We start from the raw sequence: 22,407 nt of genomic DNA, 5'->3' as shown, positions 1-22,407 counted from the left end.
AGGGCAATCCGCGGGGTCAGAGCCCCATGACGCCCGCCCGGATGAGGTTCACCGAGATCGCGAAGAGCGCGAGCTCGACGATGAGGAAGAAGACCCGCTCGGGCAGGATCCGCGTGATGCGGTAGCCGACCCAGGCCCCGAGAATGGCGACGGGCGACAGCAGGGCGACTGTCTGCAGGTCGCGGACCTCCATCAGGCCGAGGGCGAGGTAGGGCGGCACCTTGATGAGGTTGATCGCCGCGAAGAGGATGGTGGAGGTGCCGGCAAAGGTCAGTTTCGGCAGCTGCTGGGGCAGGGCGTAGAGCTGGAAGGCCGGTCCGCCCGCATGGCTCACGAAGCTGGTGAAGCCCGAGATCGTGCCCCAGAAGATGCCGCGGGGAACGTCCGCCGGCTTGGGCTTCGACGTGCCGCTGAAGCGCGTCCACATGCGCATGGCCAGGAACGTGAGCCCCACAACTCCGATGACGATCCGGACCGCGTCCTCGTCGATCTGGCCCGCCAGCAGGTAGCCCGCGAGCACGCCGAGCGCGCCGGCGGGTATCAGGATCGCCAGGTTCCGCTTGGAATAGGCGTGACGGTAGATCCAGATGCCGTAGACGTCGCTCACGAGGTAGACCGGCAGCAGCAGCGCGGCCCCCTGCATCGGCGGCATGACCAGCGACATCGTGGGAACGCTCAGGAGCGCGATCATCGGCAGGCCGCCCTTGCTGCCGCCGACGAAGAAGGCCGCCGCGATTGCGGCGAGCCAGAAGAATTCGGGAGTGTCCAAAACCAGTGCCTTTCGGTGGGCACACTAGGCTTCTGGGCGGGAGGTGCAATCGGTTGCGGGACGCTCAGCCCGAGCGGCGGCGCCTCCGCCGTCCGCCGGACTCACCGCCGCCGCCCACGTTGAAGGAAAGCTCCGGAAGCGGCACCGCGGCGCGCAGGTGGGGGTAGGGCGCCGTGGCGTGCGGGATGGCGTTCGCGGCGACGAAATGCTCCTGGAAGCGCGGCTCGATCGCCGTCTCGACCTTGGTGATCCTGCGAACCTGTGCCTCGATCTTTGCCCGGGCGGCGCGGGAGCAGAGCGCGATCCGCGCGCCGGTCCCGGCGGCGTTTCCGGCCGAGGTCACCTTGTCGAGCGCCACGTCCGGGATCATCCCCAGGACCATGGCGTGCTGGGGCGAAATATGCGCGCCGAACGCTCCTGCAAGCACCACGCGGTCCACCTCGTCGACTCCGCGCTCGTCCATGAGCAGGCGCGCCCCGGCGTAGAGGGCCGACTTCGCGAGCTGGATCGCCCGGATGTCGCCCTGGGTGACGGTGATGCGCGGGCCGCCCGACTCGGTGGCGTCGTGCAGGAGGTAGGCATGCGTCCGGCCCTCCGCGACGGAACGCGGCGTGCCCGTGGCCTCGGCACCGCCGATCAGGCCGGAGGTGTCGAGCAGGCCCGCCATGCGCATCTCGGCCACGGCCTCGATGATGCCCGAGCCGCAGATGCCCGTGATCCCCGTGGCGGCGGTCGCCTCGTCGAAACCGGGCTCGTCGGACCAGAGGTCGCAGCCGATGACCTTGAACCGCGGTTCCTTCGTCTCGGGATCGATCCGCACCCGCTCGATGGCGCCGGGGGCGGCGCGCTGGCCCGCGCTGATCTGGGCGCCCTCGAAGGCCGGACCCGTGGGCGAGGAGCAGGCGAGCACCCGGTTCCGGTCGCCCAGCAGGATCTCGGCATTGGTCCCCACGTCGACGATGAGTACGAGGTCCTCGCTCGCCTCGGGTTCTTCCGAGAGCGCCACGGCGGCCGCGTCCGCGCCGACATGACCGGCGATGCAGGGCAGGACGTAGGCCCGCGCGCCCGGCGCGACCGAGGTGAGGCCGAGTTCGGCGGCGGCAATCTCGACCGAGTCCGAAGTGGCAAGGGCGAAGGGGGCCTGGCCGAGCTCCACCGGGTCGATGCCCAGCAGCAGGTGATGCATGACCGGGTTGCAGACGAAGACCGCCTCCACGATCTGGCCCGGGTCGATCTTGCCCTCGGTGGCGATCTCGACCGAGAGCCGATCGAGCGCCTCGCGCACCGCCCGGGTCATCTCGCCCGCGCCGCCCTCGTTCATCATCGAGTAGGACACCCGGCTCATAAGGTCTTCGCCGAAGCGGATCTGCGGGTTCATCACCCCGGCGCTGGCGGTGACCCCGCCGGTGACGAGATCGGTCAGATGCGCGGCGATCGTGGTGGAGCCGAGATCGATGGCCAGCCCGTAGAGCGGCCCCTCGAAAAAGCCCGGCCAGATCTCGGTGATCCGGGCGGGCGCCCCCTCACGCGGCTGGTGGAGCGCGAGCGTCACCCGCCATTCGCCCTTGCGCAGTACGGGCTGGAGGCGGGACAGGATCGGCAGGTCGGCGGTGACCTCGCCGATCTCCCACTGGTCCAGGAGCGCGCGTCGCAGGCGCTCGAAGTCCCCCGTGGGCGAATGCATGTCGGGCTCGGCCACGTCCACCATGACGAGCCGCGTGGCCGGATCCATCGTGACCGCCCGGACGGCCGCTGCCTTGCGGACCACCTGGCGGTGCACCTGGCTTTCGGGCGGCACGTCGATCACCACGTCGCGCTCGATGGTGGCCTGGCAGCCCAGCCGCCGCCCGGCGGCGAGGCCGCGCTTGTCGTGGTAGCGCTGCTCGACCGCGTTCCAGGGACCGAGCGCATCCTCGGCGACGGTGACCCCGTGCTTGGAGAACTGGCCGTAGGCGGGGGCGACCTGGCACTTGGAGCAGATGCCGCGCCCGCCGCAGACGGAATCGAGATCGACGCCGAGCTGCCGCGCGGCGGTCAGCACCGGCGTGCCGGCGGGCACCCGCCCGCGCTTGCCGGAGGGCGTGAAGATGACGAGCGGATCCTCGGACATGGGGCAGGCCTTATTCCCGAAAGGGGTCGGGCGCACCATACCCATCGGCCCGCCGGGCGAAAGGCCGCGAGGCGTCGCGCCGCGGCCCGTTTGCGGCGTCGCGCGCCCGCATGTCACGCGACCGCCCCAGCTTTGCCCCATCCGAGCCGCGGTCTGAGCCGACTGTTAACCGATATTTAGTCGGGAGCGTTTAGAATGCCCGATCTGACCCTGAGCCCGCCCGTGGCACTTTTCGCCTCTGGCCTGCTCTTCATATTCGCAGCTCTCGTCCTGGCGGTTCGCGGCCCCCGCGAGCCTCTGCGCCGGAGAGTGGAGGCGATGCGCGGGCGCGTGGCCTTTCCGGGTCGACGTGTCGCACGCCCGCCCGAGGCCGCCGATGTCCGCGAGTTGCGGGAGATCGTCCAGGATCTCATGGAGCGCGAGCGCTGGAGCCTGCTGGCCCGCTGCCTCGCGCTCCTGTCGAACGGCCCCTCGGACGCCACCGACGGACAGCGTCTCTACGACGTCGCGATGGACGCGGCCACTGCTCGGGTACGCGAGGCCGAGAACCTCGGCGATCTGCCGGAGGCGCTCGCGCCCCATGCGCGGGCCGCCGAGACGGGCGAGCCCGCCCTGACCGCGCTCCACTGCCGCGCCATGGCGGCGGCGATCCTGCGCGCCGAGGCCGAGGCGGGCGAAGCCGGCCGGGCGCTGGCCCAGAGCTGGACCCGCGACATCGAGCAGGCGCTGGACCGGCACGACCTGGAGATCGTCACGGTCCCCTGCCTGGCCGAGGCGGCCTACCACGCCCGGGCCTGCGCGACCCGGGACCCCGAAGCCCTGGACCGCGCCTTTCGGGACTGGGTCGAGGCCGACCGCGGCAATGCGCGGCCCTACGTCCACCACGCCCGCCGGCTCGCGGCGCTCGGTCCCCCGGGTGTCGGCGCGCTTTCGCGTCACCTCGGCCTGACGGTCGCAGCACGGCGCATCTTCGGCGGACCCGGACCGCTGCTGCGCGTCCAGCTCGCCGCGGCCGGATCGGGACCTCTCGCGGCGCTTCCAGGATGGTGCCGCGCGACGCTGATGGCGCGGCTGTCCGAGGTTTCCGAAGGGCCGGGTGGGCAGGACCTCGTCAACGCGGTCTGCGCCAAGGTCCTCGCGGACGGAGAGGATGCGCTGGCCCAGGATATCCTGCGCAACTACCTGAGAGTGAAGATCGCCTCGCACTGGCCCGACGGGGAGGCCTTCGACGCGCTCTGCGGCCGGGCCCTCGGGGCGGCCGATGCGCGCCGGTCCGCCCGCGCCCTGCAGGAAACCGTCCGCGCCGCGGCCTGAACTCACCGAGTGGTGCGCTGCTAGGGGTTTGCCTCGGGGCAAGGGCGTGCAATAGGGACGCGCCAAACGACACCATCCCGAGGAGAGGCAGATGGAGATTCGCGAGGCGCTCACCTTCGACGATGTGCTGCTGGTGCCCCAGGCGTCTTCGGTTCTGCCGAACACCGCCGACATCCGCACCCGCGTGACCCGCGACATCGCGCTCAACATCCCGCTTCTCAGCTCGGCGATGGACACGGTGACCGAGGCGCGCATGGCCATCGCCATGGCGCAGTCCGGCGGCATGGGGGTCATTCACCGCAACCTCGATATCGACGTCCAGGCCGACGAGGTCCGCCGCGTGAAGCGCTTCGTCTCCGGCATCGTCTACAAGCCCATCACGCTCACGCCCGACCAGACGCTCGGCGATGCGCGCCGCCTGATGGAGCGCTATCGCGTAACGGGCTTCCCCGTGGTGGGCGAAGGCGGCCGCGTCGTGGGTATCGTGACCAACCGCGACATGCGCTTCGCGCAGGACGACAACACGCCGGTCCACGTCATGATGACCTCCGACCGGCTGGCGATCCTCGAAGAACCCGCGGATCTCGAGGAGGCGCGCAGCCTGATGAAGGCCCGCCGGATCGAGAAGCTGCTGGTCACCGACAAGGACGGCAAGCTCACCGGCCTGTTGACGCTCAAGGACACCGAGCAGGCGGTTCTGAACCCCGAGGCCTGCAAGGACCGGCTTGGCCGACTGCGCGTCGCGGCGGCGACCACGGTGGGCGACGCGGGCTACGAACGCTCCGCCGCGCTCGTCGATGCGGGCGTCGACATGATCGTCATCGACACGGCCCACGGCCATTCCGAGGGCGTCGCCCGGGCCGTCGAGCGGGCCAAGACCCTCTCGAACGAGGTGCAGGTCGTGGCCGGCAACGTGGCGACGGCGGAGGCCACGCGCGCGCTCATCGACGCGGGGGCCGACGCTGTGAAGGTCGGCATCGGCCCCGGCTCCATCTGCACCACGCGCGTCGTCGCGGGAGTGGGCATGCCGCAGCTCACGGCCATCATGCAGTGCGCCGAGGCCGCGGGCGACACGCCCGTCATCGCCGACGGCGGCATCAAGTTCTCCGGCGATTTCGCCAAGGCCATCGCCGCCGGCGCCTCCTGCGCCATGGTCGGCTCGATGATCGCCGGCACCGACGAGAGCCCGGGCGAGGTCATTCTCTACCAGGGCCGCTCCTACAAGTCCTACCGCGGCATGGGCTCGCTCGGCGCGATGGCGCGGGGCTCGGCCGACCGCTACTTCCAGAAGGACGCCGCGAGCGACAAGCTGGTGCCCGAGGGGATCGAGGGGCAGGTGCCCTACAAGGGGACCGCGCAGGCCGTGATCCACCAGCTCGTCGGCGGTCTGCGGGCCGCGATGGGCTACACCGGCTGCGCCACCGTCGAAGAGATGCGCCACAACTGCCAGTTCGTGAAAATCACCGGCGCCGGGTTCGCCGAGGGCCACGTCCACGACGTGCAGATCACCCGGGAGTCGCCGAACTACCGGATGGCCTGAGGCCGGAGCGCCAAGCCGTGACCCCCGCCGCGCGCCATGCCGCCGCCATCGGCATCCTCGACAGCTGGCTGGCCGGGTCTCCGATCGAGCCCGCCTACCAGGGCTGGGCGCGCGGCGCCCGCTACGCAGGGTCCAAGGACCGTGCCGCCGTCCGCGATATCGTCTTCGACGCCCTCCGCTGCCGCCGGAGTTTCGCCGCCCGGGGCGGTGCCGAGACCGGCCGGGGCCTCGTGATCGGCCTGGTGCGGTCGACAGGCGGACAGCTGACCGAGATTTTTTCCGGCACGGGCCACGCACCCGAACCGCTCACCGAGGCCGAGCGTGCGGCGGGCCGGGAGCCATCGCGGAACGAGGCCGCGGACATGCCCGACTGGCTCCTTCCACGGCTCGAGGAGGCCTTCGGAGAAAGGACGGAGGCCGTCTGTGACGTCCTGCGCCGCCGTGCGCCGATGCACCTGCGCGTCAACCTGCGGCGAACGGATCGCGACACCTTGGTCGAGAGCCTGCTCCGCGAGGGGATCGAGGCGGAACCGCATCCCGAGGTCGCAACCGCCGTGAGCGTCACCTCGAACCCCCGTCGCGTGGCGCGCTCCTCCGCGCTGTCGGAAGGGCTGGCGGAGGTCCAGGACGCCTCGTCCCAGGCCGTGGTCCACCGGCTTGTGCCCTACGCCGGCAGGAGTGTTCTGGACTACTGTGCGGGTGCGGGCGGAAAGTCCTTGGCTTTCGCGGACCTGACCGATGCCGCGATCCTCGCCCACGACATCGCCGCGGCCCGTATGGCAGATCTGCCCGAACGTGCGGCCCGGGCCGGGATCGGCGTGCCCACCGCGACTCCCGGGACGCTCGACACCGCCCGGCAATACGATCTCGTCTTCTGTGACGCGCCCTGTTCCGGCAGCGGGACTTGGCGGCGCGACCCGGAGGCGAAATGGCGGCTCACGCCCGCGCGGCTCGCCGAGCTTTCGGCGATGCAGGACGACGTGCTCGACGCGGCGGCAGGGCTCGTGGCGCGCGACGGGCACCTGGCCTACGCCACCTGCTCCATCCTGAAGGAAGAGAACGAGGACCGCATCGCGGCTTTCCTCGCGCGGACGCCCGGCTGGGTCGAGCGCGAGCGGCTGCGGATCGAGCCGTCCGAGACCGGAGACGGGTTCTTCCTGGCGATCCTGGCGCGGGCGTGAAGCCCTTGGGTCTTTGCCTCCGGAACGCCCCCGCGTATTCTGACGTCGCTGTTAATCCCGCCTTAAACGACCCGGGGTAATGAGTAAGCGATCAAGTCTGAGGGGCAGGCGGGGTGACGCAATCCGCGATAGCTAGACCAGCGGCGCAGCCGCGCAATTCGCTGACCGACGTTCGGGCCTGGGCAATCCTGATGGTCGCCTGCGGGGCCATCGCCGGCAGCCTCATCGCCTCCGATCCGGTCCAGGTCGTGGCGCTGCGCGCCGCCGCGGGGATCAGCGCCCTGGCCGGCTTCGGACTCATGTTCGTTCGGGCGCGGACCAGCAGGCGCCGCCGCGTCCTGATCGGCGCGGCGACCCAGCTGATCGAGAACGATCCCGCCGTGGCCTTCGTGACGACGGGCGAGGGCGAGATCGCCGCGCGCAATGCCGCCGCCCACGAGCGCTTCGGCGATCCCTTCACGCGGTCGCTGGGATTCGTGCTGACCGACATCTTCGCCAATCCCGGGGCCGTCCTGTTCCGTCTCCAGAGCCGCGCTCATGCCGAGGGTCACGCCCTCGAGGAGATCATGACGCGACGCGCCACGGTCCGGCTGGCCGTCCAGCGCCTCGACCGCGAGATCTTCCTATGGCGGCTGGAAGAGGAGTCGGAACGCGGCGGCACGGCCCAGAGCCTGGAGACCCTCGGTCTGCCGATGCTCACCGCGGGCCCGAGCGGAACGATCCTCTACATGAACGCGGCCTTCCGCGAGCTGACGGGCGGCCGGGTCAAGTCGCTCAATGCCGTCTTCACGGACCTGCCGCTGGTGAGCGGGCGCATCCACGAGGTGCGCGGTCAGGACGGTCCGATGCATCGCCTCGTGGGAGAGGTGACGACAAAGGGCGGCCGCCGCGAGATCTACCTGCTGCCCGGCGACGGCATCAAGCGGGTGGAGGCCCCCGGTTGGGACGCGATCGAAGACCTTCCGGTCCCGCTCCTCAGGCTCTCGTCCGAGGGCGAGGTCCTGGAGGCGAACAGGCAGGCGCGCCAACTCCTGAAGCTCGGCCCCGCCTCGCCCCGTCGGCTGGGCGAGATTTTCGACGGGCTGGGTCGTCCGGTCGGACAATGGCTGCGCGAGGCGAGCGAGGGGCAGGGCAGGGTTGCCCCGGAATTCCTGCGCGTGATCGGCTGCAACGAGGATACCTTCGTCCAGGTGGCGCTCAATCGCGTCGGCGAGGATGCGGGGCACGAGCCGCATCTCATCGCCGTTCTGCGGGACGTGACCGACTTCAAGTCGCTCGAGGCCCAGTTCGTCCAGAGCCAGAAGATGCAGGCGATCGGGCAGCTCGCAGGCGGTGTCGCGCATGACTTCAACAACCTCCTGACCGCGATCTCGGGCCACTGCGACCTGCTGCTGCTGCGCCACGACGAGAGCGATCCCGACTACGGCGACCTCGTTCAGATCCATCAGAACGCGAACCGCGCGGCCAGCCTCGTCGGCCAGCTGCTCGCTTTCTCGCGCAAGCAGACGTTGCGGCTCTCGGCGTTGGACCTCCGCGACACGCTCTCGGACCTGACGCACCTGCTCAACCGGCTGGTCGGCGAGCGCATCACGCTCACGCTCTCCCATGACCCGAACCTGCGCTGCATCCGCGCCGACAAGCGGCAACTGGAGCAGGTCATGATGAACCTCGTCGTCAATGCCCGCGACGCTATGCCGACTGGCGGCGAGATCCGCATCGAGACCGAGAGCCTTCACCTCTCCGAGCCCCTCCGTCGGGATCGCACGACGGTCCCCGAAGGCGACTGGGTGGCGGTCCGCGTCATCGACGAGGGCAGGGGCATGTCGGAGGAGGCGCTCGCGAAGATCTTCGAGCCCTTCTTCACGACCAAGCGGCTGGGAGAGGGGACGGGTCTCGGCCTCTCGACGGCCTACGGCATCGTGAAGCAGACAGGCGGCTATATCTTCGCCGACAGCGCGCCGGACCTCGGGACCACCTTCACCCTTTACTTCCCGGCGCGGGACGAAGAGCCGGCCGCCACGCTCGGCCATCGTCCCGACGGCCAGATGCCCGCGCTCCCCGCGCCGGAGGACGAGGTCACCGAAGGCGTCGTGCTTCTGGTCGAGGACGAGGCTCCGGTCCGCGCCTTCGCCTCTCGCGCGCTCCGGCTTCGCGGGTTCACCGTGCTCGAGGCAGACAGCGCGGAGGCCGCGCTCGACCTGCTCGAGAACCCCGACCTGCGCATCGACATCTTCGTGACCGATGTTATCATGCCGGGCAAGGACGGGCCGACCTGGGTCCGGGAGGCCCTGCAGGACCGCCCGCAGACCCGTGTCGTCTTCGTGTCGGGTTACGCGGAAGATGCCGTCGCCGAGAACCAGTCGCAGGTCGCGAACTCGGTCTTCCTGCCAAAGCCCTTCTCGCTGACCGACCTGACCCGCGCCGTGACCGATCAGCTGTCGGCGGGCCGGGTCGAGATCAGCCGCGAAGCTCCACCAGATGCGCGGCAGAGCCCGTGAGCGCCGCGTAGTCGTCCTCGACGACGAAGACACCGAAGTTGCTCATGAATCCGGCGAACCGTCCCTTGTCCCGGAAGGCGTCGTCGAACCCGTAGGCCTCCAGGTGAGGCGCGAAGGCCCGCGCGACGCCGCCCACGAGATACACGCCGCCGAAGGGCAGCTGGATCAGGGCGAGGTTGCCGCAGACCGTCCCGAGGATCCTGGCAAAGTGACGGGCGGCCTCCACGGCACGCGGGTCCTTCCCGCTGTCGCAGGCCTCCATGATGCCGGCCGCGGACAGCTCGCGCGGATCGCCGGCCTCCTCGCCGAGCCAGGCGTAGACCCGCTCCAGCCCCCGGCCCGAGAGAACGTCCTCGACCGCCGGGAAGCCATGAGCCGTGCTGACGTACTGGCAGAGCCGCAGCTCCGCCTCGGTCCGGATCGGCAGGTTGGCGTGACCGCTCTCCGACGGGGAGACCAGGCGCCCGCGGGGTGTCTCGAAGACGGGGGCGGCGTTGAAGCCGGTGCCGACGCCGATCACGAGCTTCGTTTCGTGCGGCCGCGCGGCCGGACCATCGACCAGAGTGCGGATGTTACCCGGCGCGATATGCCCCAGCGCATGTCCCTGCGCCTGAAGGTCGTTCAGGATCGCCACGGTCTCGGCCCGGGTGGCGCGGGCGAGGGTGGCGCCGTCGATGGTCCAGTCGAGGTTGGTGAGCGAGGCGCGGCCGTCGCGCACCGGGCCCGCGACCGCCACGCAGGCGGCGGTGCAATCGACGTCATCCTCGTCCTGGATGAAGCGCCGCAGCACGGTCTCCAGCCCGGGAAACTCCGCGTTGCGGTAGCGCCGCACGGTCTCGGGCAGCACCTCGCGCCCGCGGGCCAACGCGACGCGCGTGTTGGTCCCGCCGATATCGGCCACGAGCGAAAGGGTGTTCGGCGGATGCGTCATGGGACCTCAGCGGGCGAGAGCGGATTTGAGCGCGTGATAGGACGCCTTCGGCGTGCGCTTCAAGCTGTCGAAGTCCACGTGGACCATTCCGAACCGCTTCTCGTAGCCGAAGGCCCATTCGTAGTTGTCCATCAGCGACCAGTAGAAGAAGCCCTTCACGTTGGCGCCCTGGTCGAGCGCGGCTTTCGCCGCGAGGATATGACGCTCGACGAAATCCGTCCGCTCGGGGTCATAGATCGCACCGTTCTCGACCCGGTCGTCCCAGGCCATCCCGTTCTCGGTGACGTAGATCGGCATGTCGCCGACGTAGTCGCGCGACATCCGCACGAGAAAGTCGGTGAGCCCTTCGGGATAAATCTCCCAACCCATCTGGGTGCGCGGCAGGTCGCCCTCGGCCGGCGCGATGGCGGGCCAGGGCGCCTCCGGGTCAGGCTTGGCGAAGTGGCGGGTGTAGTAGTTGACCCCGAGCCAGTCCATCGGCTGCGAGATCTCCTTCATGTCCTCGTCCCAGCCCTTGGGCATGTGCGGGCCGAGCCCCTCGAGCACGATGTCCGGGTAGGTGCCCTTGGTGATCGCCTCGATGAACCAGCGATTGAAGATCCCGTCCTGCAGGTCCGCGGCCTTCGCCGCGCCGGGGCTGTCGTCGGCCGGGGTCGTATGGTCGAAGTTAAGCACGATTCCGCAGTTCTGCGCGCCCAGCTCGCGCAGCCGGGTCATCGCCTTCCCGTGGCCCTTGCAGACGTGGTGCATGGCGCGCGCGGTGGCGCGGATGTCCCGGAGGCCGGGCGCATGGTGGCCGAGGAAATGGGAGAGGAAGGCGACGCACCAGGGCTCGTTGATGGTGGCGACGGCATGGGTCCGGTCGCCGATCCGCTTCTGGATGATCTCGACGTAATCGGCGAACCAGTCCGCCACGTCCGGGTTCGTCCATCCGCCGAGGTCGGCGAGCGCCGAGGGCATCTCCCAGTGATAGAGCGTGTGGAAGGGCTTCAGCCCGCGCTCCAGGCAGGCGTCGACGACCCGGTCGTAGAAGTCGAGACCCTCTTCGTTCACCGCGCCGCGGCCCTCTGGCAGGACCCGCGCCCAAGACGTCGAGAAGCGGTAGGCGTCGAAGCCGCCGTCCCGCAGCAGGTCGAGGTCTTCCTCGTAACGGTGGTAGTGGTCGCAGGCCACGTCGCCATTCTCGGCCCGGATGACGTTGCCGGGCGTGGCCGCGAAGGTATCCCAGTGGGTCGAGCCCGCGCCGCCGTAGGCGTGGCCCTCGATCTGGTAGGCGGCCGTGGCGGCCCCGAAGAGGAAGTCCTCGGGGAAATCGTTACGGGAGAAGTTCATGCAAGTGTTCCTTGGAGATGCGGGGCAGGGCCGGTGGACGACCCCACCACCAGTTGCGCCTCGAGCAGTTCCTGCCGGTGCGGCGCGTCGGGGGTGGCGATCCGGTCGATGAGCAGCCGCGCGGTGCGGCGGCCGGCATCGCGGACCGAGGAGCGGGTGGCGGTGTAGATCGGGACCTCGCCGCCGTTGCGCAGGTAGGAGAGTTCGTCGTCGTGCGTGACGAGGCTCACGTCGCGGCCGAGGGTCAGGCCCCGCTCGTCGATCGCCCGGCGCACGCCGAGGGTGCAGATCAGCGAGGCCACGACGAAGGCCGTCGGAGGATCGGACCGGGCGAGCATGGCGCTGGCGGCCTCGTAGCCGAAGGCCTCGGTCATCTCGTCGTCTGCGCAGAGCGAGGGATCGAGGGGCAGACCCCGTTCCACCAGCGCCTGCTCGTAGCCGCGCCGACGGCGATGGGCGAAGTCCATGTCTTCCTGGCCGTTGATCAACGCGATCCGCCGGTGGCCGAGGTCCGCCAGGAAGCGCGTGGCGCGCAGGAAGGCCGACCGGTTGTCGACGTCGAGCCAGGAATAGGGCCGGTGGTGTCCTGTCACCCGGCCGTGCACCACGAAGGGCAGGCCGACCTCTTCGAGCAGGTCGATCCGCGGGTCGTCGATCCGCGGGCCGTGGATCACGACGCCGTCCACCGATCCGCGCGCTTTGAGAGAGCGGTAGACCTCGGCCTCCTGGCCCGGGTTGATCATCGCCAGGACCATCTCGTAGCCGCTCTCGGCGAAGGTCTCGCCGGCGCCGGCGATGAAGTCGCCGAAGATCGGGTTGACCATCTCGTGCTTGAGCGAAAGCGGTATGACGTGCCCGATCGCCATGGCCTGGCCGGTGGCGAGGCCCTTGGCGCGGGTGTTGGGCCGGTAGTTGTGTGCCTGGGCCGCCTCGAGCACCCGCTTGCGTGTCGCGGCACTGACCTCCGGGTAGCCGTTCAGCGCACGGCTCACCGTGGTCTGGCTGAGGCCCAGCGTCTGCGACAGCTGCTTGAGGTTCATGGGCGGGCGGCGTCCAAAGCGCTTTCAATCGCCCATAGATTAGTCACGTCGCCGCTTCGGTGCCAAGGGGCTTCTAAAACGATATAGATTTCTGCGACCGCAAAAGGATTAAGCGGCGGTGCAGCAAATGAGATTGCACATTGACAGGTTCTGGAACTTGCGCGACCCTCCCCAAGTCCAAAGCGCTTTGGGCAAACGCTCCCGGTCTGGGCAGACATCTGATCAGATCGCCGGGCGCGCCCTGGCGCATCATGACGACCCGCACGCAACGATGTGCGACAACCGGGAGGCATTCAATGAAGACCAAGCTATTTGCCGGCGCTGCCCTTGTGGCTCTCTGCGCCGGTTCTGCCAACGCGCAAGAGCTCGTTTTCCCCATCGGGGAAGGAGAGTTCAACTGGGACAGCTACCAGAGCTTTGCCGACGCCCATGACCTGAGCGGTCAGACCCTCACCATTTCCGGTCCCTGGATCGGCGACGACCGCGACCTCGTCGACAGCGTCATCGCCTACTTCGAGGAGGCCACCGGCGCCAATGTCGAGTACTCCGGCTCCGACAGCTTCGAGAGCGAGATCCGCCGCGCCTCGCAGACCGGCGGCCTGCCGAACATGGCCGTCATCCCGCAGCCGGGCCTGCTGGCCGACCTCGCCGCCGCGGGCGACGTGACGCCGCTCGACGACGAGACGGCGAGCTGGATCTCCGAGAACTACGCCGCGGGCGACTCCTGGGTCGACCTCGCGACCTCGCAGAACGAGCAGGCCGGGGGCGAGGCCCTCAACGGCTTCTTCTACAAGGTCGACGTGAAATCCCTCGTCTGGTACTCCCCGCCGGTCTTCGAAGAGCTCGGCTACGAGATCCCGACCACCATGGAAGAGCTCATCGCGCTTTCCGACCAGGCGGTCGAGGACGGCTTCACCCCCTGGTGCATCGGCCTGGGAAGCGGTGACGCGACCGGCTGGCCGGCGACCGACTGGGTCGAGGACATCATGCTGCGCACGCAGTCGCTCGAGACCTACGACCAGTGGGTGACCAACGAGCTTCCCTTCGATTCCGAGGAAGTCGTGAACGCGATCGAGACCTTCGGCCAGTTCGCGCTGAACGAGGACTACACCGGCATGTCCGGCGCCGAGGTCGTCAACACCGACTTCCGCGACTCGCCCGACGGCCTCTTCACGCTGCCGCCGGAGTGCCTGATGCACCGTCAGGCCTCGTTCATCCCGACCTTCTTCCCGGAAGACGCGGAGTATGACTTCTTCTACTTCCCCGCTTTCGAGAGCGAAGACCTCGGCAGCCCGGTGCTCGGCGCCGGCACGGTCTGGGCCATCACCGACGAGAACGAGGCGGCCCACGCGATGATCGAGTTCCTCAAGACCCCGATCAGCCACGAGATCTGGATGAACCAGTCGGGCTTCCTGACGCCCCACAGCGGCGTGAACACCGAGCTCTACGCGAACGACACGCTGCGCGGCATGGGGGACATCCTCCTCGACGCCACCTCGTTCCGCTTCGACGCCTCCGACCTGATGCCGTCGGAGATCGGTGCCGGTGCCTTCTGGACCGGCATGGTCGAGTACCTGCGCACGGGAGACGCTCAGGCCGAGGCCGAGTCCATCCAGAGTGCCTGGGACGCCATCCAGTAAGCTGGATCCGGTCCGGCGCGCGGCACCTGGCCGCGCGCCGGATCACATGACCGGGGGACACGCCCGGAGGGACAGAGGGGGACAGCCATGTTCGATTCCGTGATCCTGTCAGGGATCCTCACGATCATCATCGGCGTGGGCGGCATGTTCGCCTACTTCTGGGTCTCCAACTACCTGCTGGACAACGTCTTCTTCCCCGCGCGGGGCGAGAACATCGGGGCCAATATCAACAAGGCCAACGCGATCCGGCCCTGGCTCTTCACCTTCCCGGCCATCTTCGCCCTCGGGCTCTACCTGGTGGTGCCGGTCTTCTACTCGGCCTGGCTCTCGGTGACCTCGGGCGTCGCCACGGGCGGCTGGTACCGGAACTACGAGGAAATCTTCCTCAACAGCACCTTCCGGGTCGCACTTCTGAACAACCTGCTCTGGGTCCTCGTGGTCCCTGCCGCATCGACCTTCTTCGGCCTGATCGCCGCGCAGCTGACCGACCGGCTGTCCTGGGGCAACTTCGCCAAGTCACTGATCTTCATGCCCATGGCGATCAGCTTCGTCGGCGCATCGCTGATCTGGAGCTTCGTCTACCACCCCGACATCGAGATCGGCGTGCTCAACGCCATCCGCGGCCTCTTCGGCGCGGAGGAGGGCGTGACCTTCATCAACGGCCAGATCGTCGACAGCTTCCTGCTGATGGTCGTGCTGATCTGGATCCAGACCGGCTTCGCCATGGTCATCCTTTCCGCCGCACTCCGCGGCGTGCCGGAAGAGACGGTGGAGGCCGCGATCATCGACGGCGCCAACCCGTTCCAGATCTTCTTCCGGATCAAGGTCCCGCAGATCGTCGGCACGATCATCGTGGTCTGGACGACGATCACCATCCTTGTCCTCAAGGTCTACGACATCGTCGCCGCCATGGGGAACCAGTACCGCAACCTCGAGATCCTGCCGACGCAGATGATGCAGTACTTCGACAGCGGCAACTACGGCTTCGCCACGGCCATTTCGGTCGTCATCATGATCCTCGTGCTGCCCGTCATGGTCTGGAACATCCGCCAGGCCCGGCAGGAACTGCGCTGAGAGAGGGGAGCGGGACATGGACAACATCGCCGGCCAGAAATCGGGCCTGAGCATCGCCACCCACATCGCGACCTTCCTGCTGGTCCTCATCTGGATCATCCCGACGGTCGGTCTCTTCGTCACCTCGCTGCGCGACCAGGACGCGATCTCGCAGACCGGCTGGTGGCAGGCCCTGCAGGGCGCGCCGCAGACCTACGTCGTGACCGTTCCGATCGACGACCAGGTCGAGGAGGCCGGAAGCTGGGTTGTCCGGGCCAACGTCTTCGAAGGACCGGCGGCCGAAGGGCTGCCGCCTGACATCCTGGAGCGCGAGCGCGTCGACAGCTTCGGCACCTCCCGCCTGCGCGGCCCCAATACCCAGCCAGGCGAGACCGCCGAACTGAGGGGCGGGGGAGAGATCACGGTCCAGGCCGACGGCACGATCAGCGCCGTCTCACCCGAACGCTTCGAGGATCCGCTCGTCCTGCCCATGGCGCTCGTCGCGCCGCCTCAGGTCACTCTCGAGAACTACGCCGAGGTCCTGACCGACCGGAACACGGCGGAACGCGCCGAGGCGCGGGAGGAGGGGCTCTCGCTCGACGAGATGCTCTTCTCGGACGAAGCGCTCTTCGGGCCCTTCATCAACACGCTCACGGTCTCGATCCCGGCGACGATCATCCCGATCGTCATCGCAGCCTTCGCCGCCTACGCGCTGGCCTGGATGGATTTCCCGGGCAGGGGCCTGCTCATCGCGATCGTGGTGGGCCTGCTCGTGGTCCCGCTGCAGCTCGCCTTCGTGCCGCTGACGATCATCCACGGCTGGTTCGGGATCGGGAAGAGCTTCCTCGGTATCTGGCTCGCGCATACCGGCTTCGGCTTGCCACTCGCGATCTATCTCTTGCGGAACTACATGGTCGGCCTGCCGCGAGATATCATCGAGAACGCCAAGGTCGACGGGGCCACCGACTTCGAGATCTTCACCAAGATCGTCCTGCCGCTGAGCTTCCCGGCGCTGGCCTCCTTCGCGATCTTCCAGTTCCTCTGGACCTGGAACGACCTCCTGGTCGCCTCTGTCTTCCTGCCGGCCGACACCGAAAGCACTGTCATGACGCGCTTCGTCGTGACCAACCTGCTCGGGTCGCGGGGCGGCGAGTGGCACATCCTTGCCGCAGCGGCATTCGTGATGATCGCCGTCCCCCTTGTGGTCTTTTTCGCCATGCAGAAATACCTAGTCCGCGGACTGCTCGCAGGGTCCGTGAAATAGGGATGAGGGCATGAGCTTGGCCGTAGCCGAGGCGCCGCGCGCGCTGATCGAGAAAGACCCCGACTGGTGGCGTGGCGCGGTGATCTACCAGATCTACCCGCGCTCGTTCCAGGACAGCAACGGCGACGGGGTCGGCGATCTGGGCGGCATCGTCCGGCGGCTGCCCTATATCGCGTCGCTCGGCGTGGACGCGATCTGGATCTCGCCGTTCTTCACCTCGCCGATGAAGGACTTCGGCTACGACGTCAGCAACTACCGCGACGTCGACCCGCTTTTCGGGTCGCTCGCGGACTTCGACCGGGTGATCGAGACCGCGCACGGGCTCGGCGTCCGGGTGATGATCGACCTCGTGCTCTCCCATACCTCGGACGAGCATCCCTGGTTCACCGAGAGCCGGTCGAGCCGCCGCAACGACCGTGCCAATTGGTACGTCTGGGCCGATCCCAAGCCAGACGGCACCGCGCCGAACAACTGGCTGTCCATTTTCGGCGGATCCGCCTGGCAGTGGGACAGTCGCCGCGAGCAGTATTATCTGCACAACTTCCTCGTGTCGCAGCCCGACCTCAACTTCCACGAGCCCGAGGTTCAGGAGGCGATGCTCGACGTCGCCCGCTTCTGGCTCGACCGGGGGGTCGATGGCTTCCGCCTCGACGTGATCAATTTCTACTTTCACGACAAGTACCTGCGGGACAATCCTCCGCTTCCGCCCGAGCTGCGGAACTCGACGATCGCGCCCTCGGTGAACCCCTACAATCACCAGGAGCACCTCTACTCCAAGAACCAGCCCGAGAACCTGGCCTTCCTGCGCCGGCTCCGGGCCGAGATGGAGCCGTATGGCGCCGCCGCCGTCGGAGAGGTGGGCGACGCGCAGCGCGGCCTGCAGATCATGGGCCAGTACACGGCCGGCAACGATCTCATGCAGATGTGCTACGCCTTCGAGTTCCTGGCCAAGGATCCGCCCACGGCCGGACGCATCGCCGAGGTGATGAACCGCGTCGACGAGGAGGCGAGCCACGGCTGGGCCTGCTGGGCCTTCTCGAACCACGACGTCATGCGCCACACGAGCCGCTGGCAGCTGGGACCGGACCAGAACCGCATGCTCGCCACGCTCATCATGTGCCTGCGCGGCTCGGTCTGCCTCTACCAGGGCGAGGAGCTGGGCCTTCCGGAGGCCGATGTCTCCTACGAGGACCTGCAGGATCCCTACGGGATCGAGTTCTGGCCCGAGTACAAGGGCCGTGACGGTTGCCGCACGCCGATGCCCTGGGAGCCCTCGAACCAGTACGCCGGCTTCACCGAGGTGAAGCCCTGGCTGCCGGTCTCGATCAAGCACCTGCATCGCTCGGTCGCGTCGCAGGAGCAGGACGGGGACGCGCTGCTTCACCACTACCGCCGGGTCATCTCGCTGCGCCACGAGCATTTCGCCCTGATGAAGGGCGAGCACAGCGCGGTGCGTCACCTCGGCGACGTGCTCTATTTCAGCCGCGAGCATGACGGCGTGCAGATCTACTGCGCCTTCAACGTTTCCGGCGAGCCGGCGCTTTTCGACCTGCCGGAGGGACGGTGGCGGCAGGTCGGATCCGAACTCGATACCGCCGAGGTGCCGGAAGACGGCAAGGTCCGGCTCGGCCCGTGGCAAGTCTGCCTCGCCGAGCGGCAGCTATAGACGTCAGGGAGGGACGACCATGGCCAATCTGAAACTCACGGATGTCGCGAAGACCTACGGCGGCACCGTCGACGTGCTCAAGAACATCAACCTCGACATCGAGACCGGCGAGCTCGTCGTCTTCGTCGGCCCCTCCGGCTGCGGCAAGTCCACGCTGCTGCGGATGATCGCGGGGCTGGAGAAGATCACCGGCGGCACTCTCGAGATCGATGGACAGGTCGTCAACGACGTGCCCCCCGCGCAGCGGGGCATCGCCATGGTGTTCCAGTCCTACGCGCTCTACCCGCACATGACCGTGCGCGACAACATGAGCTTCTCGCTCAAGCTCGCCAAGAAGTCGAAGGAGGAGATCGACGCGGCGGTGACCAAGGCCGCAAAGATCCTCCAGCTCGAACCCTACCTCGACCGCCTGCCCAAGGCGCTCTCGGGCGGTCAGCGTCAGCGTGTCGCCATCGGTCGCTCGATCGTCCGGGACCCGAAGGTCTACCTCTTCGACGAGCCTCTCTCGAACCTCGACGCCGCGCTGCGTGTCGCGACCCGGTTGGAGATCGCCCAGCTCAAGGAGTCGATGCCCGACAGCACGATGATCTACGTCACGCACGACCAGGTCGAGGCGATGACGCTCGCTACCCGGATCGTCGTGCTCGCCAACAAGGGCATCGCCCAGGTCGGCACGCCGCTGGAGCTCTACGAGCGCCCCGAGAACGAGTTCGTCGCGCAGTTCATTGGCTCGCCGGCCATGAACCTCTTCCCCGGCGAGATCGTCGAGACGGGAGAGCAGACGACCGTGCGCCTCAGGGACGGCGGTGTCGTCACTTCCTCGATCAAGACGCAGGAGGCCGACAAGGGTCTCGAGGTCAACGTCGGCATCCGGCCCGAGGACTTCCACGCGACGGAGGGAGAGGCCGCCTACACCGGCAAGGTCGACATCACCGAGGCCCTGGGCGAGGTGACGCTGCTCTACTTCGAGACGCAGGGCACCGACCAGCCGGTCATCGCGAAGCTCCTCGGCATCCACCGGGACATGCGCGGCCGCGAGATCAAGCTGACGGCCGAGCCCGAGAAGGTACAGATCTTCAACAACGGCCGGTCGCTCTACTACCGGTAGGGCTCAGACGCCGGTCAGGAGAAGGTCCAGCGCGCGGATGATCTCGTCGCGCTCGTGGGCGAGGTTCGCGATTGTCGGGCCGACCTCCGGCAGGGCCAGCGTCACGAGGAAGTGCGGTGCCAGCCGCAGTCTGACCTCGCCAACGGTGAGGACCGGTTGCAGGCCGCGGATCGCTGTGTACCGCCCTTCCGCCGGTTCCAACAGGGCGACCGGCAAGACCGGTAATCCGTCGAGAACGTCGTTCCTGAGATTCAGGACGTAGCTCCGATCCGGTTGCCGGAATACGTCGAACTGGTGAAAGATACGGGGCTCAGACACCGAACTTGCGGTACTCGTTGAATGGGACGCCGTTCTCCTCGACCCAGCGGTTCATGCTTTCCATCGCTTCGCGGTTCTCGTCCTTCCAGCGGCGCTGGCGCTCGGCCTTGACGGCGGCGGCGACGCCTTCCTCGGCGGAGCGCGAGATGTTCACGCCGAGGGCCCGGGCCTCGTCCAGAAGATCGCGGTCGAGGGTCAGCGAGGTGGACTTGCGGTGGGCCATGACCGTGCTCCGATGTGGTATGTTTTACACATAGACCGCACCGGTGCGTCTGGCAACCAAGGCCACCAGCCTCAGGGAATGATGCGCGTGTACTTCGTGCCTTCGACCGTCGCACCGACCCGCAACCCGGCCTGGGCGAAGACGAGCGCGATGACCGGGGAGCGGGAGGTCAGCGTTTCGGCCGCGAGCGAATCCGCCTGGTCCTTCAGCGCGTACTCGATATTCGCGCCCGCGACCCAGCCGTCGCTGCGCCGGAAGTTCGCCAGTGCCGCGTCGGTCATGAAGAACAGGACGTGCGAATACTGCTGCGCCCCGATCTGCAGGCCCGCGGAGGCCGTGGCGGCGGAATAGTAGTCGACCGTCGTGCCGCCGACACGAAGGGCGCCGCGGCCGTAGGCGCCGCCCACGCCGAACCCGGCCTCCGTCACCAGCGGCATGACCAGCACGCCGGCCGCGTTCGACAGAAGCTCGTCCGATGAGGGATAGGTCTGCCGCATGAAGTTGAGGGTGGTATCGACGCGCGCGTCGATCATCGGGCCGCTCCGGCTGCCGATGCCGTTGCCGCAAGCCGCGAGGGCGAGCGTCGATGCGCCCAGCCCGGCCAGAAGACTCCGTCTGGTGAAACTGCTCATGATGTGCCTCGTCTGCTCGCCGGCCTTGTTGACGACCGGTCTTCGCGAAGTATAGGCGGCGGGTCTTTGCCTGTCACCCATCCTCTGACGGCAGGCAGTGACCGGCGGTCAGGCGCCGAGAAGCTCTGCCGCGCGCGGGGCGAAGTAGGTCAGGATCCCGTCGCATCCGGCGCGCTTGAAGCCCATGAGCGACTCCATCATCACCTTGTCTCCGTCGAGCCAGCCGTTCTGCGCCGCGGCCGTCAGCATCGCGTATTCGCCCGAGACCTGGTAGGCGAAGGTCGGCACGCCGAACTGGTCCTTCACGCGCCTGCAGATGTCGAGGTAGGGCATCCCCGGCTTCACCATGACCATGTCCGCACCCTCCGAGAGGTCCCGCTCGACCAGCCGCAGCGCCTCGTCGGAGTTGGCCGGGTCCATCTGGTAGGTCGTCTTGTCGCCCTTCAGCGCGCCCGAGGCCCCCACGGCGTCGCGGAACGGCCCGTAGAAGGCCGAGGCATATTTCGCGGTATAGGAGAGGATCGTCACGTCGCGGTGCCCCTCCGCCTCGAGCGCATCGCGCATCGCGCCGATCCGTCCGTCCATCATGTCCGACGGCCCCAGGATGTCCGCCCCGCAGCGCGCCTGCGCGAGCGCCATCTTCACCAGCGCCCCGACCGTCTCGTCGTTCACCACCTCGCCGTCCACGACGTAGCCGTCCTGGCCGTTGATGTTGTAGGGATCGAGCGCGATGTCGGTCATCACCGCGATGCCCGGAGCCGCCTCCTTGACCGCGCGGATCGCGCGGTTCGCGACGTTGTCCGTGTCCCAGGCCATGGCGCAGTCCTCGGTCCGCGCGTCTTGCGGGGTGTAGGGAAAGATGCAGATGGCGGGGATCCCGAGGGCCTCGGCCCGCTTGGCGGCCTTGGCAACCCGGTCCACCGTCAGCCGCGAGACGCCGGGCATCGAGGGGATCGGCTCCTCCGCGTCGGTGCCCTCCATCACGAAGACCGGCCAGATGAAATCGGACGGGGAGAGAGCGTTCTCCCGCACCATGGCGCGCAGGGCGGGCGTGCGGCGCAGGCGGCGCAGACGGGCGGCGGGGAAGGGTGCGACGGTGGGTGTCATAGGGTCAGCCGGGCCTTTCAGGTCACAGGACGAGGTGCCACGGAATATCGCGCCCAGCAAGTCTGGGCATCCGTTGGGGGCGGCGATAGGGTCCGGCGAAAATCCCTGGGAGGAGCGAGGCCGGGCACCGTGGACTGGACCCAGACGATCTTCGAAGTCATCGACATGCGGTCGTTCTCGAACCTCTGGTTCTGGATCGCGCTGGCCGTCGTGTGGTCCTCGGCCAGCCACTGGGTGCTGGGCGTGCCCTTCGACATGATCACCCGCGCCCGGCGCCACGGGGGGCAGGCGCAGGAGGACCTGGAGACGTTGGTCAGCATCAATGTCCGGCGACTGCTCTTCATCGGCCGGGTCTCTGGGCTGGTGCTGATCGGCTTCCTCTGCTTCCTGCTCACGGCGCTGGCGATCCTCGGCTTCGTCTACGACGTGGAATTCGCCCAGGCGCTCTTCCTGATCGGTCTGCCGCTCTCGGGCGTCCTCGCGCTGTCGCTGGCCACTGCGCGCCGTCTGGAGCGGGACGAGCCGCAGGGCGAAGAGCTCTACCGCCGGCTCCTGCGGCACCGCCAGATCGTGCAGGTGATCGGCATGGTATCGATCTTCGTCACCGCCTTCTGGGGCATGGCGCAGAACCTCAGCCACAACTGGATCAACGGTTTCTGATCATCCGGCGAACGCCGCGGG

General features: G+C 68.2%; 19 protein-coding genes. 10 read left to right on the top strand and 9 right to left on the bottom strand.

Annotation, left to right across the window (positions count from 1 at the left end; translation table 11 throughout):
• Positions 1-16 precede the first annotated feature (16 nt).
• Positions 17-769 carry a sulfite exporter TauE/SafE family protein gene (locus F3S47_RS08280; RefSeq protein ID WP_150444773.1) on the bottom strand — a complete coding sequence of 251 codons (753 nt, stop codon included), beginning with the start codon at positions 767-769 and terminating at the stop codon, positions 17-19.
• Positions 770-833: 64 nt separating this feature from the next.
• The gene (locus tag F3S47_RS08275) at positions 834-2,879 is read right to left on the bottom strand and encodes an ASKHA domain-containing protein (protein WP_150444772.1); all 2,046 of its coding nucleotides are present in this window, start codon (positions 2,877-2,879) and stop codon (positions 834-836) included.
• 195 nt (positions 2,880-3,074) lie between these two features.
• On the opposite strand from F3S47_RS08275, the gene F3S47_RS08270 reads away from it, so the two are divergent.
• The 4 genes from F3S47_RS08270 (at position 3,075) to F3S47_RS08255 (ending at position 9,412) form a co-directional block, all read left to right on the top strand.
• Positions 3,075-4,193, top strand: a complete 1,119-nt coding sequence (locus tag F3S47_RS08270; RefSeq protein WP_150444771.1) for a hypothetical protein — start codon at positions 3,075-3,077, stop codon at positions 4,191-4,193.
• A 91-nt stretch (positions 4,194-4,284) separates the two neighbouring features.
• Positions 4,285-5,733 (top strand): IMP dehydrogenase, encoded by a 1,449-nt coding sequence (gene guaB, locus F3S47_RS08265; protein ID WP_150444770.1) that lies wholly within the window; start codon positions 4,285-4,287, stop codon positions 5,731-5,733.
• Positions 5,734-5,750: 17 nt separating this feature from the next.
• Positions 5,751-6,914: an RsmB/NOP family class I SAM-dependent RNA methyltransferase gene (locus tag F3S47_RS08260; RefSeq protein ID WP_150444769.1), complete on the top strand. Its 1,164-nt coding sequence runs from the start codon at positions 5,751-5,753 to the stop codon at positions 6,912-6,914.
• Positions 6,915-7,105: 191 nt separating this feature from the next.
• Positions 7,106-9,412 (top strand): PAS domain-containing hybrid sensor histidine kinase/response regulator, encoded by a 2,307-nt coding sequence (locus tag F3S47_RS08255; RefSeq protein WP_150445041.1) that lies wholly within the window; start codon positions 7,106-7,108, stop codon positions 9,410-9,412.
• On the opposite strand, the gene F3S47_RS08250 is transcribed toward F3S47_RS08255, so the two are convergent.
• From F3S47_RS08250 to F3S47_RS08240, 3 genes are read right to left on the bottom strand one after another with little or no spacing between them, the layout of a single operon-like run.
• The gene (locus F3S47_RS08250; protein ID WP_150444768.1) at positions 9,372-10,343 is read right to left on the bottom strand and encodes a glucokinase; all 972 of its coding nucleotides are present in this window, start codon (positions 10,341-10,343) and stop codon (positions 9,372-9,374) included. The two genes, F3S47_RS08255 and F3S47_RS08250, sit on opposite strands and share 41 nt — an antisense overlap.
• Before the next feature lie 6 nt (positions 10,344-10,349).
• Positions 10,350-11,675, bottom strand: coding sequence for a GH1 family beta-glucosidase (locus F3S47_RS08245; protein WP_150444767.1), 1,326 nt, complete (start codon positions 11,673-11,675; stop codon positions 10,350-10,352).
• Positions 11,672-12,715 (bottom strand): substrate-binding domain-containing protein, encoded by a 1,044-nt coding sequence (locus tag F3S47_RS08240; protein ID WP_150444766.1) that lies wholly within the window; start codon positions 12,713-12,715, stop codon positions 11,672-11,674. Before F3S47_RS08240 ends, F3S47_RS08245 begins: the two co-directional genes overlap by 4 nt.
• A 296-nt stretch (positions 12,716-13,011) precedes the next feature.
• Here F3S47_RS08240 and F3S47_RS08235 point away from each other — a divergent pair, with 296 nt between their 5' ends.
• The 5 genes from F3S47_RS08235 to F3S47_RS08215 all read left to right on the top strand — a co-directional run bounded on the left by F3S47_RS08235 (position 13,012) and on the right by F3S47_RS08215 (position 19,446).
• A complete protein-coding gene (locus F3S47_RS08235) occupies positions 13,012-14,355 on the top strand; it encodes an ABC transporter substrate-binding protein (RefSeq protein WP_150444765.1) in 1,344 nt (447 codons plus the stop codon).
• An 87-nt stretch (positions 14,356-14,442) separates the two neighbouring features.
• Complete coding sequence (locus F3S47_RS08230) at positions 14,443-15,429, top strand: carbohydrate ABC transporter permease (RefSeq protein WP_150444764.1); 987 nt, start codon at positions 14,443-14,445, stop codon at positions 15,427-15,429.
• A gap of 16 nt (positions 15,430-15,445) precedes the next feature.
• Positions 15,446-16,672 carry a carbohydrate ABC transporter permease gene (locus F3S47_RS08225; protein WP_150444763.1) on the top strand — a complete coding sequence of 409 codons (1,227 nt, stop codon included), beginning with the start codon at positions 15,446-15,448 and terminating at the stop codon, positions 16,670-16,672.
• 10 nt (positions 16,673-16,682) lie between these two features.
• On the top strand, positions 16,683-18,338 hold the full coding sequence (locus tag F3S47_RS08220; RefSeq protein WP_150444762.1) for an alpha-amylase family glycosyl hydrolase: 1,656 nt from the start codon (positions 16,683-16,685) through the stop codon (positions 18,336-18,338).
• Between the two features lie 19 nt (positions 18,339-18,357).
• Positions 18,358-19,446 (top strand): ABC transporter ATP-binding protein, encoded by a 1,089-nt coding sequence (locus tag F3S47_RS08215; protein WP_150444761.1) that lies wholly within the window; start codon positions 18,358-18,360, stop codon positions 19,444-19,446.
• Between the two features lie 3 nt (positions 19,447-19,449).
• Here F3S47_RS08215 and F3S47_RS08210 read toward each other — a convergent pair whose 3' ends face one another.
• From F3S47_RS08210 to hemB, 4 genes are all read right to left on the bottom strand, one after another.
• Entirely contained in the window at positions 19,450-19,764 is a 315-nt protein-coding gene (locus tag F3S47_RS08210; protein ID WP_150444760.1) for a CcdB family protein, read from the bottom strand.
• Complete coding sequence (locus F3S47_RS08205; protein WP_150444759.1) at positions 19,757-19,987, bottom strand: type II toxin-antitoxin system CcdA family antitoxin; 231 nt, start codon at positions 19,985-19,987, stop codon at positions 19,757-19,759. Before F3S47_RS08205 ends, F3S47_RS08210 begins: the two co-directional genes overlap by 8 nt.
• Positions 19,988-20,058: 71 nt before the next feature.
• Positions 20,059-20,619: a lipid-binding SYLF domain-containing protein gene (locus F3S47_RS08200; RefSeq protein WP_150444758.1), complete on the bottom strand. Its 561-nt coding sequence runs from the start codon at positions 20,617-20,619 to the stop codon at positions 20,059-20,061.
• A 108-nt stretch (positions 20,620-20,727) separates the two neighbouring features.
• On the bottom strand, positions 20,728-21,726 hold the full coding sequence (hemB, locus tag F3S47_RS08195; protein WP_150444757.1) for a porphobilinogen synthase: 999 nt from the start codon (positions 21,724-21,726) through the stop codon (positions 20,728-20,730).
• A 129-nt stretch (positions 21,727-21,855) separates the two neighbouring features.
• Here hemB and F3S47_RS08190 point away from each other — a divergent pair, with 129 nt between their 5' ends.
• Positions 21,856-22,386, top strand: a complete 531-nt coding sequence (locus F3S47_RS08190; protein WP_150444756.1) for a component of SufBCD complex — start codon at positions 21,856-21,858, stop codon at positions 22,384-22,386.
• The last annotated feature ends 21 nt before the right edge of the window (positions 22,387-22,407 follow it).

The sequence above is a fragment of the Histidinibacterium aquaticum genome (genome assembly GCF_008710275.1).
GTDB lineage: Bacteria > Pseudomonadota > Alphaproteobacteria > Rhodobacterales > Rhodobacteraceae > Oceanicola > Oceanicola aquaticus.
Note: the sequence above shows the minus strand (reverse complement) of the source record. Positions and strands in the feature narration are given on the sequence as shown.

Bases quoted from the DNA above. Each gene is read 5' to 3' on its own strand.
- F3S47_RS08235 (WP_150444765.1), top strand. From the start codon at position 13,012: ATGAAGACCAAGCTATTTGCCGGCGCTGCCCTTGTGGCTCTCTGCGCC.
- F3S47_RS08245 (WP_150444767.1), bottom strand. From the start codon at position 11,675: ATGAACTTCTCCCGTAACGATTTCCCCGAGGACTTCCTCTTCGGGGCC.
- F3S47_RS08255 (WP_150445041.1), top strand. From the start codon at position 7,106: ATGGTCGCCTGCGGGGCCATCGCCGGCAGCCTCATCGCCTCCGATCCG.
- hemB (WP_150444757.1), bottom strand. From the start codon at position 21,726: ATGACACCCACCGTCGCACCCTTCCCCGCCGCCCGTCTGCGCCGCCTG.
- F3S47_RS08270 (WP_150444771.1), top strand. From the start codon at position 3,075: ATGCCCGATCTGACCCTGAGCCCGCCCGTGGCACTTTTCGCCTCTGGC.
- F3S47_RS08215 (WP_150444761.1), top strand. From the start codon at position 18,358: ATGGCCAATCTGAAACTCACGGATGTCGCGAAGACCTACGGCGGCACC.
- F3S47_RS08240 (WP_150444766.1), bottom strand. From the start codon at position 12,715: ATGAACCTCAAGCAGCTGTCGCAGACGCTGGGCCTCAGCCAGACCACG.
- F3S47_RS08225 (WP_150444763.1), top strand. From the start codon at position 15,446: ATGGACAACATCGCCGGCCAGAAATCGGGCCTGAGCATCGCCACCCAC.
- F3S47_RS08205 (WP_150444759.1), bottom strand. From the start codon at position 19,987: ATGGCCCACCGCAAGTCCACCTCGCTGACCCTCGACCGCGATCTTCTG.
- F3S47_RS08275 (WP_150444772.1), bottom strand. From the start codon at position 2,879: ATGTCCGAGGATCCGCTCGTCATCTTCACGCCCTCCGGCAAGCGCGGG.
- F3S47_RS08230 (WP_150444764.1), top strand. From the start codon at position 14,443: ATGTTCGATTCCGTGATCCTGTCAGGGATCCTCACGATCATCATCGGC.
- F3S47_RS08200 (WP_150444758.1), bottom strand. From the start codon at position 20,619: ATGAGCAGTTTCACCAGACGGAGTCTTCTGGCCGGGCTGGGCGCATCG.
- guaB (WP_150444770.1), top strand. From the start codon at position 4,285: ATGGAGATTCGCGAGGCGCTCACCTTCGACGATGTGCTGCTGGTGCCC.
- F3S47_RS08220 (WP_150444762.1), top strand. From the start codon at position 16,683: ATGAGCTTGGCCGTAGCCGAGGCGCCGCGCGCGCTGATCGAGAAAGAC.
- F3S47_RS08250 (WP_150444768.1), bottom strand. From the start codon at position 10,343: ATGACGCATCCGCCGAACACCCTTTCGCTCGTGGCCGATATCGGCGGG.